Here is a 13,049-nt window from a genome sequence, read left to right as displayed (position 1 = left end):
GCTCAAATGATTGTAAAGCTGATGTTTGAACCCACAGTAGAGCCCCATTTTCATCAAAATTCCTATGGATATAGGCCGAATAGATCAGCTTTAGATGCTGTAGGGATCACTAGACAAAGATGTTGGAAATACGATTGGGTGCTGGAATTTGATATCAAAGGTCTATTTGATAATATAGACCATAGCCTTCTAATGAAAGCGGTAAGAAAACATACAGATAACAAATGGGTTATTTTATATATCGAAAGATGGCTGAAAGCACCACTCCAACTAGAAAATGGAACCCTTGTCCAAAGAACAAAGGGTACACCTCAAGGGGGAGTAATCAGCCCCGTGCTTGCGAATCTATTTCTTCATTATGTATTTGACGCATGGATGACAAGGGATCATCCTGACATACCATGGTGTAGATACGCCGATGATGCACTAGTACATTGTAAAACGGAACAAGAAGCAAAGCAGATTCTACATATGCTTGAAAAGCGAATGGAAAAATGTAGCTTAACACTACACCCAGATAAAACAAAGATTGTCTACTGCAAAGATGTAGATCGTAAAGGAAAATACAAGGAAATCAAATTTGACTTCCTAGGATATACCTTTCGGCCAAGAGTGGTCAAAAATAGCAAACGCAATAGCATGTTTGTAAGTTTTACACCAGCCGTAAGTAAAACAGCGTTGAAATCTATGCAAGCAACCATAAGGCAATGGAATATAAGAAATCAGACAGGTTTGGAGCTTAAAGATATAGCCAGAATGTATAATCCAATCATCCGAGGATGGTTAGAATATTACGGGAGATATCGGCCAGCAGCTTTATATCAAATCTGTCGCCATTTTAATAAGTCATTAATCACATGGGCTATGCGCAAATACAAGAGACTTGCAGGTCACAAAACAAGAGCAATCACCTTTATGGAAAAAATAGTTATGAGAAACCCAGGACTATTTGTACATTGGAAAAGAGGGATGATAGGAGCGTTTGCTTAATTGGGAGCGGTATGAATTGAGAGGTTTCTGTACCGTTCTAAGAGAGGCCTGTGGGGAAGTTCCACAGGTCGACTCACCAATATCACAAATCAATAAAGCAAAATGCTAGCCTTGAGAAGTCACCCACCAAAATTGCTCGCTCTCAAAGAAATCATATTTTTTCATCTCTTATCGCTTATTGCAAGCTTGAATTTCTTAAAATTAAAACCTTACTTAATCACTTTGCTTTAAAATATAAGTTAATCCTTAAAGCCAATCAGATGGCCTATCAAGAACTGCAAAATTTACAAAGGAGTTCTATGCCTGCGTAAGGTGAGTACCTAACCAATAACTTGGAATATATTTAACACTTTTAAAGGTATTTAATTGAGGGAGTAAAAATAAAAAGATTAATCCAGATAGTTGCTAAAAGGGTAGGATTAAGCATCTAATGAGGCTTATCTATTTGCTCTTATATTCTTGAATATAAGTTCTACATTACTCTAGCTTATCTATTTCATAAACGACGTTAACGTTTGCTTTGATTTCAATGTCGCCTGGTTCTATAGGCGTCAGCTCCGAAGCCATAGTTTTAAGAAACATAGGAGTTAAAGATTGGGGCGATCTAGCAAGGGTATCGTTGAGGGAGATGGATAAAAGGCGGTTTAGTTTTACTTGGGCAGCCTCAGCCATGACTTTAGCATCAGCAATAGCATTCTTAGTGGCTTTGGCGACAGCTTCTTCCCAATAAACTCTTTCATCTTTTAAACTAGCATAGATGTGATCGATTTTATTGGCTCCTGCTTGATGAGCCGTGTCAATAAGAGCGCCGATCTCTTTAATTTTATCTGTCTTTATCTTAAGGGTATTAGAGACTTCATAGCCATTGATGGTAGGGCGCCAGCCAGCAGGCGGATTTTGAGGGGGAAGAGTATAGGTAGGTTGGATGCTAAATTGGCCTGTTTGGTATTCAGACTTATCAAAACCTTTTTTGTTTAGCTCTCGAATGATATTTTGCATTTTTTTAGAATTTTCCGCTAATACACTAGCGGCTTCTGCTCCCAAGTTAGTGACACCAATGGTTAAACTAATTTGGTCTGCTTGCTTATGTAAAACAGCTTGACCTTTCAGGCTCAATGTAGGAGCCTCTGCTGCCGTTGCAAATTCGCCTAAGAACAAGCAAAGTAATAGAGTTAAAACTTTAAACATCATCACCTTTCTTCCTAATTTCTAATTAATTAACCGATAGATCTTCAGGAATCATAGAAAGCGAGGCATATTTCCCTCCCATCTCTCGTAAAAGACTTTGCCAAAGTTTATCGGGAGGAGTATGAAAAATATGCTTAGCGTTGGCAGGATAGACGAACCATGTTTCATCTAGCAATTCTCTTTCCAATTGGCCTGCCCCCCAGCCGGCATATCCAAAGCAAAGATGGATATAAGGCCCATTCTCATCATTTAAAGACTCTTGTAAGAATTGTAAATCTCCACCCAGATAAATATCTTTAGTGATTTGTAAAGCTTGATGAGAAATATCTTTGCCCGTATGAAGAAGCATCATTTGGTTAGTTTGGACAGGCCCTCCTCCACGTATTCCTACACGTGGATTAGCTAAATGTTGGACGCTAATAATTTCTTCAGGCAATTCAAGATCCAAAGGTTTATTGATAACCAGGCCAAAAGATCCACTCGGGTTATGCTCGCAGATAAGAACGACGGCGCGAAAGAATATGCCTTTATCGATATCGGGAGAGGCGATCAGAAAATGGCCTTTTTGTATTTGTGTATAGGGGATAGCTTCCATCACTCACCTAACTTAATCTTTTACACCATTCATAACTTGCACAGAATTGTTTGTAAATCTCTAAGTCTGTTCACTCTGGTTTTTTAGCATTCCTGTCTATAAGTTGTTGATTATACATCTTTAATGCCTCTTCAGTCTCAGCTACTCGTCTAAGTAGTTCTCGATAAGCTTTTTGGAACGCTTGATCTTCAAAAAGCTTACATTCTGATGCACTTCCATGGGTTTGTTCAGCCAAAGCATAGACCCGTGAGAGCGAAGTATTAATTTGATCGATTTCTTGGTTGAAATAATTACGAAATCCTTGAGGGGTAGAGAGGGTGTATAAAAGGTTAAGGCGGCGGGCGCGGAGACGTTGCCAGCCTTTATCCATATTGAATAGTAAGCCATAGTGGTTAATATCATTCATCATCGTTTCTCCTTTGCTTAAGAAGGAGTTAACTTGCAAATATAGCTGATCAGTCATCAACAATTTTCCTAAGGTTCCTTGCCCCTTTTCGACATAGCTTAAAATATTACTCCCTTTATCTGTAAGTAGGCGAAAGTTGTGGGAAGCTGCAGATAAGTTACTTAACATGCTCTCCACTCTTTCCCATGATGTAAGGACTTTTTCAGTAAGCGCGTGCGTATTTCCTACCATTTGAGAAAGTTGTAACGGTTGGTTTAGAGCATGAGTGATAGAATTAACATTTTGGATAGCGATTCCTAATTTCTCTATAATTTTTTCTTCCGATATTTCATTGAATACGGTAGAGATAGAATTAAGAGAGGTATCAAATTTCCCTGCAAGCTCCTTAAATTCTTTAAGGGTATCTTCCACACTACCCGCTTCAGAGGCATACAAAATCTCCTCATTCACAAGGCGTAAAGGTTCTCCTGCCTTGGAAGGAAGGGGAATAATGACAACGGATCTTTCTCCTAGAAGGCCGGAGGTACGCACAGAAATCTCATCGGTGCTAAAGACATTAACATTGGAATCTACATGCAGTACAAGCTCATAAACATAAATAATTCCCTGATACGGTTGACGAGATTCTATCGCATCTTTTATCTCGTGAATAGCGGCTACTTCACCGACAGGTTTACCAGCAAATGAGACTCGGGTGCCTACTGAAATTTTATCAATATTAGGGAAACGTACACGCAGCACCCGCTTTTCATCTCCTAAGGAAGGGTGTAAAAACATTAGAGCAAACACAATGACTGCCATAGCGGTGACAACAAAAATTCCTATCATAATATTTTTCAATGGATCGGTCATAATGATTTTATTTGCTCCAGATTTTTATAATTAGAGGAAGGCGAGTAATCGCGAGTGACGATAGCGTTTTCAAAAAAGGCATTGATTAGGGGATCATCAATTTTAACAAAGTTCTCTTTAGAAGCTATATGGATGAGTTTTCCATCATGATGGAAAGCCAATCGATCACCTACTTCCATAGCAGAATGAATGTCATGGGTGACCACAATACTAGTAGCTTTTAGTTCATGTTTAGTAGTATTGATTAATTGATTGATTTGCTGGGCTGTAATAGGGTCTAACCCTGTAGTAGGTTCATCATAAAGAATTATTTTAGGCCGATAGATTACTAAGCGAGCTAAAGCCGCTCGTTTACGCATTCCTCCCGATAAATCAGAGGGCATTGCTTTTTGCTTGCCACTTAATCCCACTATTTCAAGAGCTTCTGCTACGCGTTGCTGTATTTCTCTCTCATCCACTTCTTTTTCATGCTGCCGCAGATAAAAAGCGGTATTTTCTCCGACATTCATGGAATCAAAAAGAGCAGCGCCTTGAAATAGCATGCCTACTTCTTTGGTTACCTTTAGCTGCTCATGTTGGCTAAGAGAATGAAGAGCTTTACCATTGATGTTAATTGTGCCTTGATCAGGAAATTCAATGCCCATAATCTGGCGCAAAAGCACGCTTTTGCCTACTCCCGATCTTCCCAGAATAACTAGCGTTTCGCCTTCATAGACCTCTAAAGTGAGACCTTTAAGGACTTTTAATGCGCCATAGGATTTGTGTAAATTTTGAACTTCGATGATCGCCATTTAAATTCCTTTAGCTTGCAAAGTATTCGATGTAAGCATAGGAGCTATTTAAGGCTACGGTGATTAAAAAGTTGGCGACTAGAATCACAGAATAGCAGATGACCACGCTGTTGGTCGTTGCTCGTCCTACTCCCGCAGCTCCTCCACGCGTGGTCATGCCGCGATAACAGGAAATGGTGATGATGATCACGCCGAAAATAAAAGCTTTTGCCAATCCGCTAAAAAAATCGAAAAGCTCAATGTTGACTGGCAAGGGATCAATAAAAGATGTGGAAGCCATTCCATAGTAATAGACTGCAATAAAGTAGCCTCCTAAAATTCCGCATAAGCAGCTAAAGATGGTAAGCAGGGGCATCATGACTAATCCAGCGATAAAACGAGGGGCCACTAAATAACGTAAAGGATTCACAGACATGGATTTTAAAGCATCAATTTGCTCTGTTACCCGCATAGTACCTAATGTTGCACACATCGAGGCACCTACTCGGCCTGTGATCATGAAAGCTGTAAGCACGGGACCTAATTCTACCAGCATAGATTTGGTGACCATTAAGCCTGTTGCACTAGCAAGCCCTTTATCGGAAAGCTGAAAATAAGCTTGTGCGGCAAGCACCATGCCAGTAGAAAAGCCGGTGATGCCCACGACCGGTAAAGATAAAACTCCGATTTCATACAGTTGGTCGCGAATTAAAAACCATTGAGGAGGCTTGCGCAAGCTTACTGCAATCACTGAGGTAATAAATACAATATAGTCTCCTAAAGAGGCTAAACTGCGTCCAATGGGCGAGCCCAAAAGCCAATGTTTTGACATGCCATACAACTCATCATAAAAAAAGCATTCTATTAGAAAACAATCTTTAATGAAAAGCATAACCTTTAAAGAACGCAAAGCCCTGGCACATAGGAAAAAAATTAACTTAAGGCATCTTTTTGAAAAAACTTTCTAGCTTATATCAAAAAGGCTATAAAATTTAGCTTTTATTGCAGTAGCCTTAACTTCTTAAATTTATTTATTTGACCTTCTGAAAATTTTAATTTTTAAAAGTCTTGCCTTTTCATAACAATTTTTTTCCTTAACTTAAGGGTTGATACTCGCTAGAGTTGGCGAAAAAAAAATCAGCTATTAGAAAAGCAGCTTTTTTGCTATCGCATTGATAGGTTTAAAAGGTTAGAGGCTAATAGTCGCGCTTCCATTTAAGCTGTAGCTGAGCGCTTGAGTCATCTCCAACTTGTGCGCGTGCCTTGATGTTACGCCATAGATTTGCTTCTACGCTAATCTCGTTAACTTCAGAGGTAATGCTTTTATTAAGGGAGACAAAAACCCCACGAGAGATATACTTGCCCACTTGTATGGAAACTTCATTAGATTCTTCGCCCTCTGATTTGTTAATATCTATGCGGTCTAAGCCGATACTATCCCGAATTCTAGTGAGTACATCAGGGCCTTTGTTGCCTTCTTTGCTTAAATTACTTATCGATTGAGAAAGTTCAGCTCCTTGGAAAGGAGTAATGTCGGTGACGCCTCTTCCAAAAAGTATCCAGGATAATATCTCTCGTTGAGACATAGGAGGATTAGAACGAAAGGCTATGGAGGGGTTTTTTACAGAGCCCTTAAGGATAACTTCCGCCACCATTTTACCTAAATCTTTACTAGCAATCACATAAAGATTGGTTTTTTTATCCGGCTCTCCTGCAAAAGAAATAGTGCCCTCTTTAATATCAAAAGTTTTTCCATTAAAGTTGTAGTCTCCTTCAATGATTTTAACATCTCCAAAAAGCTGAGGGGCCTGAGGGGTACCTTTCACTTTAATTCCTCCTTGCCATAGGCTAGCAAGTGCTTTGCTTTTAATGGCGGTATTAGGAGCTATATCAATTTGCATATCCAATTCTACAGGCCAGGCAGGTTGAGAAGAGTTAAGGAGGGGGGATGTCTCTCCTTCAGGAACATTAATATATCTAACGTCGACAGAGTAGGCGAGTGCGGGAGCTTGTTCAGGAATAGTAATTTGCAGGGAATCAGTAGTAAGATGACCCGTTACCTTGGCTTGACGGGCATTACCTTTAATAATCGCTTCGCCACTAGCTAGGGCTTTAGCAAAGTCAAGGTTTAACAGTTTAATATGTGCTAGTTGGAGATTGAGTGTGAAGGGAAAAGCTAACTCTTTTTTTAATTCTAGCCTACCGCTCCCACGGATCGCACCCTCATTCATATCGAAAGCTTCGAATTCCTGAAGAGTCAGTATTTTATTATTTGCTTCAATTTTAGCATTGAGATGATGAAAAGCCGCCCCGGTAGTCGGACTTTCAAAAGAACCATCCTTAATAATAATGTCTCCGCGCGTATGAAGGTCATTAATTGAACCTGTAACATCTAAAGCGATAGAAGTATGACCTGATATAGAAGAAGACTCTATCTCAAATAAAGGCAAAAAAGGACTAATTTCTCCTTCAGCAGCAAGATGAACCAACAAAGAGTCATACTCGTTTATTTGAATGTCTAAAGGATTAATAGAAAGGTGAATAGGTAATCTAGCATCTATTTCAATAGGTTTTTGGGTAAGGCCTATGATTTGAGCAGAAGCTGCCATGTGGTTTTCTAAAATAGTTCCTACTATACGGGCTTCTAAAGAGGTGGGAGAGTCTAAAGGATCATCGGCTAACCTTATTTGCGATAGATGGGCACGTAGATGACCTTTTAAATTTTCTGGATTGCCTAATAGATCAATCTCACCTTGTAGATAACCCACTAAAGGAGCTTGTAAATGAAGAGGATAAAACAGCTCTGCTGGCAAATCTTGAAATTGAAAACGGGCGGCTGCATAGGCATTTTCTTTTTGGTGCTCGAGAGTAAAAAATAAATGACCGGTGCCTATCCGCAACGATAAAGGAGAAAGTTCAAAGAAATTGTTATATCTAGTAAAAGTAAAAGCTTTTTGCAGATGAAAAGGCTTTTTTTTCAGTTGTCCTTGAAAAAGTTCTATTTTTACGGCAAGCTCCTCACTATTTAATTTCCAGAAACCGTGGGCTTGGGCCGCTAAAATACTCTCCTCATCTTCTTGAATGGATATCCTAAAAGGCCAATAATCTTTCGTCATCTCCACTTTTGTCTCAGCATTTAATCCTATAAGGGCTCCACTACTGCTATAAGCTTTCGTGGCTTTTAAATGCAGATCTGCTTGAGGAAGGCTGAAAGCATTCGTTATATTCCCGGAGAAAATAGCTTCTTCTAAATAAAAATTGTCATAACGTGCTTTGCCTACCTGCCAGGCAAAATCCATATTTTGTAATTCTTTCTTATCTTCGGATGGGCTTGTATCGTAAAACTTTAAGGACAAATTGCTAGAAGTTAAGAGATCGATATTTAAATATTTTTGCAGCAAATAGCTGTTTTTTATGGAGGCTTCTAGATGACCAATAAGCGTTTTAGTCTCTAACTTATAATGAAGATTTCCGGTTAACTTTTCATTCCCATATTCGGCATAAATATCTTTTAAGTGGATCTGTTGCTCGTTCCATTGCCATGGATTATCTATTTTAAATTTCAACTGGTTGTAGATAAAACTTAAAAAAAGTTGCCCTTTTAAAGCCTGTTTATTTGTTTTAATAAAAGTAAATTGTCCTTCTACATCTTCTAAACTTTCATTGCCAACTTTTAGATGGTCTGTCGAAACTTTGAGCTCGATAATAGGATTGATGACCGTACCCGCAAAAGAGCTGATGAATTGCATAGAGCCTTCTATAGGAAAATCTAAAGGATTTTTCCAGCGTGAAAGGTGGGCTACCACTCCCTTTAGCTTGCCTGCCTCTATTTGAAAAGTCGAGGTATTAAGTAAAAGCTCACCTTCAACTTGCAGAGGTCCTATATGGCCCGCTACTGAATGAACATTTAGCCAGCCATCTGGATGGTAGACATATTTTCCGAATATATCCTCAGAGGTTGATTCAATTATTTTAATATCTTCTATCGCGCTGCATTTAAATTGCCCCTGGTAAGATTGATCAGCAGTAAGGGTTCCTCCTAATTCTAGAGCGGCATCATGAGCCAGCTCTAAGCCTAGCCATTGAAAAAGAAGGCTTTGTTTAGGGGCGAGCAGATCTAAATGATAGGTAAAATGGGAGGAGCCTTGACAAGAAAGATTGAGGCGCATTCCTTCTTGATTTAAAGCTTCTTTTTTTAAGGATAGATTGACATGAGCGATATGATTTTGAGGACGAAAAGTTAAAGAGCCAGAAAGATCCAAAGGAAAAAGCTGGGTAGGAAATTCAGGCGGCAAAAGATGAGTATCAATCGTAAGATTTTCAATAGAAAGGTCTGCAAAATGAACATTGTAAGGAAAGATTTTCCAAGAGAGCTTAGGCTTGTCAGCAGGAGAGTTTAATGAGGGAGGCGGGTAATCTAAGAGATGCACATGGTTTAAAGAGACTGCCCGTAAAGCAAAAGTTTTGCTGAGTAAGCGCCAATAGGGAATGGAAAGCTTAATTTCATCTATTGTCAGCCAAATCGATTGGTTGTGCTTAATTTTAACCTTATAAGCAACCCAGTTAAAAGGCAGGGGGAAAGCCAGCTCCTCAATCTCTACTTCATGGCCTGTTTTTTCATGAATGATTTCCGTTAAAAAGGAAAGGATGGCCTTTTGGGCGTGAGAAGTTTGTAGATAACCCCATCCAGCTACAAATATACACATCAGCCCCACTAGAAAAACACATAAAACTTTTTTCATATTAAAATGCCTGCCCAATGCTTAAATAGACTTGAAACTTCTCGTCAATATGATATCTACGGTGTAAAGGAACGGCAAGATCTATCCTTAAAGGACCTACAGGAGTGTTATACCTTAAACCAATACCGGCAGATTGTAAGATCTGTTTGTTGAATTGTGGTAAATAATTTTTAAAGACATTTCCAAAATCATAAAAAATTACCCCTCCCCATGTTTCTGTGGCTCGCCAGCGTCCTTCTAAAGAATAGATCATCATAGAACGCCCGCCTATCGGTTCATTATCATGTAAAGGGCTAACTGTCATGAAATGATAGCCCCGCAAAAGATTTTCATTTCCTGCATAAAAGCGTTCAGAAGGAGGTATGGTATGGCGTTTTTTTCCAAATATCGAGCCAAAAGTTCCTTTAGCGGCGAAAACAAAGCGTTTATCCGCGGTAAGAGGAAGATAAATAAAACCTGTAAAAGTATTAATGCAATAGGCAAATTTGGGATGCAGAATCTGTAAAGAAGGGATGATTTTAACATGGAGGGCCAGGCCTTGCGTGGGATCTAAAATATTATTAGTTTTTTTCCAACGCAGCTGGAAAGGGATTTTAAACAAATTAAAATTTCCATTGTTATCAGAATGCGTATCACGTAAACGTTTAAACATCCCTCCATACGAAAGGCGTGTGTAATCATTAAGCTGCCTTTCAAGAATACCTGAGACACTAAATGAGGAAGCATGAAAACCCTTAGTCGTTTGGCGTTGAAATTCTGCCAGCCAGATAAGATCCTGTTTTGAGCGTTGAAAGTCAGGAATAACGTAAGCTAAAGTTCCTTCTTGGAGGCGTTGAGCCATTAATGCTTTAAAGCTAAGCTTTTCACCGCGGCCTCGAATGTTTCGATGTTCCCATTCACCTAAGATCCCTATGCCATCGTCGGTAGAATATCCTATACCTGCCGCAATGCTACGATGTTTTCCTTCTAATACTTCTATTTCTATGGGAAGTAAGCCTTCTTGTGAAGCACTATCGAGGTGAGTAAGGGAAATAGAGCTAAATAGGCCGGTAGCTTCTAAGGCACCGTGAGTTCTTTCAATCGGCGTAGGATGATAGATGTCTCCTAGGTGCCAGGCAATCTTTTTACTAACAAATTCGGAAGAAACGCGCTGGAGGCCCAAAAACTTTACTTCTCCAAAATAGCATTTAGGCCCTGTATTGACACGAAGGACCACATAAATAGAGTGGGTGGATTGATCGGCAATCACTTCGCGATCTACAATTTTTGCTAGTGGATAGCCCTCTCTTTCTAACTTTAATATTAAAAGCTCTTCGGCATCAAGAATACTTTTAGGAAAGGCGGGACGCCCCAAGGTGAGGCCTAGCTCTGCTTTATCCCCATCAGTATAGAGAGAGGTTAGATCACTTTTAAGGTCTGAAGGGAGAATTTCAAAGCTGGCCAAAGGATAGATGGGCCCGGTATCAATCTTAAAAACTACTTGGGCTGTCTGCTTGTTAAAGTTAACTTCCACATTTACTTTAGCTTGGTAATAGGCTTGGCTATGAAGAGCCTTAATGAGAAAAGGCAGATCTGCTTCAGCACGCCTCCTTAAGCCGCGATTAGTAGAAGGAGGAGAGTTTTGCAGCTCTACAGTTTTAGAGATCGTTTGCAGTAAAGAGAGAGTTTGCTGACTAGAAACCCCCTGAAAAACTACCTGATAAGCTTCGATGGCATATAAAGAAAGGTTCAAAATCACTATAAACATGATCAGGCATAGTATTTTGAAGAAAGAGGCGATCATGCTTTTAAAGTCCTAATTTTCTATTATCCAGCAATAAGGTAAGTATTATTGCCTGATTCTAAATTTTCAACAAGAAAAGAGTCATTTATTTTTGCAAAATAGATTGACTATCAACTAGTTGTTGATCCTTCTTTTCAAAGATTTTTGTAGCCCATAAAGAAAAAAAGAACAAAAGTATAGAATGGCATGTTTTTTGCTATTAAATAAAAAGTGATGTATGTTTTATTACTTTTATTAAGTAGATTTTTTAACTAATTATTATTATAATATAATAATATTAATGAGGGGGAAGATGTATGTCAATTTCTAATGGATTACCTCATTGGCAATCTACCTATCCTTCACGAGAGGGAAATACAGAGGTTAAAAATACTTCTTCATCTCGAGGAACTATTTTTATAGGGGAAAGAGGGAAGGTAGATCAAGCTGTGCACCAGTTGGCAAGGGCAAATAAATTAAGTGTAGTGGCAGCTGAAAAGCATAAGCCTTTTCAACGCTCTTCCCTTCCAACCGCTAATCCTTTGGTAAAAAGAGTATATAAGCGGACCATTAAATCTACTCCCTCTTTTACTGCAAAGCAAAAAACCCCTCCTAAACCAAACTTTATGTCTTCCAAAGAGCCTGGCTTATATAAAGGTAAGAGGATCTCCTCTTTAGGCTCACAAGAAGATAAAAACATTAATAACATTGCTAAGAGCCAATTTAGCTCTTTCTCTTTTAAGCGAGTATGGGCAGGTTTGCAAAAGATCGGCTTAGCATTCAGGGCGGCTCTTATTATGGCAAGCTCGCCTCTTTTCTCCTTTATTAAATCGATCAAGGCCGCTGTCTTAAATTTCTTCCATAGACAAGACTTGCCCAGTGACTTAACTAAGTCTCATTCCTTTAAAATTAAAAACGACGAGAGAACATTAGAAGGTGAAGGCTTGCCCACTGACTTAGCAAAGTTTAATTCTTTTAGTATTAAAAATGACGAGAGAACATTAAAAGATATTAGTGAAATGATTGGAGGCAAAGAAGTAGATCATCAACTTAGCGATTTAAAATTCGATGATCTGTCTGTTGGAGTCCAATTACCTACTCAATTTTCTTTAGACTTACCGCGTGCTGATAATTTTGTTATTAACGGCAGAAATATGTACCCCCGTACAGAAAAAACCGCAGAGGAGGTAAAAAATTGTGGAGAAAAAATATATGAGGTCTTAGGAAGAGAAGAAACCTTGGTAGTGGGACGTTTTTTTCATCAATCTTGCACCGTGGGGCTCTTGCACAAATTCATTCAGAAAATGGAAAAGTTTAATAATACAAATGAAAAGAATAATAGGTATGCATATGGGCAAGCACCTGGAGGAGAGTTTAATATTAATGTGCATAAGGGGATCGCTCACTTTTCTTATAAGCTCACTTATCAAATTATGAGAGAAGAGGATCCCGAGACTATCATGGCTTATTGCGGAATGGAAACAAGAATTAGCCTGCCTCTTGAAGAATTAAAAAATTTAACTCGCTTAGATCTAGAGAGTTCGGAAGGGAAAGAGCAAGAAAAAGTTAAAGAGCTTGCTCCTAACTTGCAGGCTACGATTGCCTGTACAAAGTTTTATGCAACCCTTGAAGAGGCTCATGAGGCTAATAAAATTCCTAAAAAAGAAATAAAGGAATAATCCCTAGCGCATGATAAAAAAGATTTGGTTTAAGCCGTATTCAACTCAACCGAATTAGCCTGCCT

Annotated in this window: 9 protein-coding genes and 1 pseudogene; 3 read left to right on the top strand and 7 right to left on the bottom strand. The window is 39.0% G+C overall.

What is annotated here, in order from left to right; translation table 11 throughout:
- Positions 1-990 (top strand): group II intron reverse transcriptase/maturase (ltrA, locus tag NEOC95_RS06085; protein WP_213152164.1); only part of this gene is annotated, 990 nt, incomplete at its 5' end.
- Between the two features lie 77 nt (positions 991-1,067).
- Positions 1,068-1,301 (top strand): annotated as a pseudogene (locus NEOC95_RS09855) (IS701 family transposase); the annotation flags it as partial.
- A 166-nt stretch (positions 1,302-1,467) separates the two neighbouring features.
- Here the strand turns inward: NEOC95_RS09855 and NEOC95_RS06080 are convergent.
- The 7 genes from NEOC95_RS06080 to NEOC95_RS06050 all read right to left on the bottom strand — a co-directional run bounded on the left by NEOC95_RS06080 (position 1,468) and on the right by NEOC95_RS06050 (position 11,290).
- Positions 1,468-2,181, bottom strand: a complete 714-nt coding sequence (locus NEOC95_RS06080) for an SIMPL domain-containing protein (RefSeq protein WP_213152163.1) — start codon at positions 2,179-2,181, stop codon at positions 1,468-1,470.
- A 22-nt stretch (positions 2,182-2,203) separates the two neighbouring features.
- The gene (locus tag NEOC95_RS06075) at positions 2,204-2,773 is read right to left on the bottom strand and encodes a YqgE/AlgH family protein (protein ID WP_166156431.1); all 570 of its coding nucleotides are present in this window, start codon (positions 2,771-2,773) and stop codon (positions 2,204-2,206) included.
- A gap of 70 nt (positions 2,774-2,843) precedes the next feature.
- Positions 2,844-4,031 carry an MlaD family protein gene (locus NEOC95_RS06070; RefSeq protein ID WP_213152162.1) on the bottom strand — a complete coding sequence of 396 codons (1,188 nt, stop codon included), beginning with the start codon at positions 4,029-4,031 and terminating at the stop codon, positions 2,844-2,846.
- On the bottom strand, positions 4,028-4,822 hold the full coding sequence (locus tag NEOC95_RS06065; RefSeq protein ID WP_213152161.1) for an ABC transporter ATP-binding protein: 795 nt from the start codon (positions 4,820-4,822) through the stop codon (positions 4,028-4,030). The genes NEOC95_RS06070 and NEOC95_RS06065 overlap by 4 nt, the downstream gene beginning before the upstream one ends.
- 10 nt (positions 4,823-4,832) lie before the next feature.
- Entirely contained in the window at positions 4,833-5,633 is an 801-nt protein-coding gene (locus NEOC95_RS06060; RefSeq protein WP_166156440.1) for an MlaE family ABC transporter permease, read from the bottom strand.
- A gap of 364 nt (positions 5,634-5,997) precedes the next feature.
- Entirely contained in the window at positions 5,998-9,543 is a 3,546-nt protein-coding gene (locus NEOC95_RS06055) for a translocation/assembly module TamB domain-containing protein (RefSeq protein ID WP_166156443.1), read from the bottom strand.
- Between the two features lies 1 nt (position 9,544).
- A complete protein-coding gene (locus NEOC95_RS06050; protein ID WP_213152160.1) occupies positions 9,545-11,290 on the bottom strand; it encodes an autotransporter assembly complex protein TamA in 1,746 nt (581 codons plus the stop codon).
- A 332-nt stretch (positions 11,291-11,622) separates the two neighbouring features.
- Between NEOC95_RS06050 and NEOC95_RS06045 the strand changes: the two genes are divergently transcribed.
- Positions 11,623-12,984, top strand: a complete 1,362-nt coding sequence (locus NEOC95_RS06045; RefSeq protein WP_213152159.1) for a hypothetical protein — start codon at positions 11,623-11,625, stop codon at positions 12,982-12,984.
- The last annotated feature ends 65 nt before the right edge of the window (positions 12,985-13,049 follow it).

This window comes from Neochlamydia sp. AcF95, assembly GCF_018342455.1.
In the GTDB taxonomy this organism is placed as follows: domain Bacteria; phylum Chlamydiota; class Chlamydiia; order Chlamydiales; family Parachlamydiaceae; genus Neochlamydia.
This window is presented reverse-complemented; position numbering and strand designations above follow the sequence as displayed.

Coding starts and splice junctions, on each gene's coding strand:
- NEOC95_RS06080 (WP_213152163.1), bottom strand. CDS start 2,181: ATGATGTTTAAAGTTTTAACTCTATTACTTTGCTTGTTCTTAGGCGAA.
- NEOC95_RS06075 (WP_166156431.1), bottom strand. CDS start 2,773: ATGGAAGCTATCCCCTATACACAAATACAAAAAGGCCATTTTCTGATC.
- NEOC95_RS06070 (WP_213152162.1), bottom strand. CDS start 4,031: ATGACCGATCCATTGAAAAATATTATGATAGGAATTTTTGTTGTCACC.
- NEOC95_RS06065 (WP_213152161.1), bottom strand. CDS start 4,822: ATGGCGATCATCGAAGTTCAAAATTTACACAAATCCTATGGCGCATTA.
- NEOC95_RS06060 (WP_166156440.1), bottom strand. CDS start 5,633: ATGTCAAAACATTGGCTTTTGGGCTCGCCCATTGGACGCAGTTTAGCC.
- NEOC95_RS06055 (WP_166156443.1), bottom strand. CDS start 9,543: ATGAAAAAAGTTTTATGTGTTTTTCTAGTGGGGCTGATGTGTATATTT.
- NEOC95_RS06050 (WP_213152160.1), bottom strand. CDS start 11,290: ATGTTTATAGTGATTTTGAACCTTTCTTTATATGCCATCGAAGCTTAT.
- NEOC95_RS06045 (WP_213152159.1), top strand. CDS start 11,623: ATGTCAATTTCTAATGGATTACCTCATTGGCAATCTACCTATCCTTCA.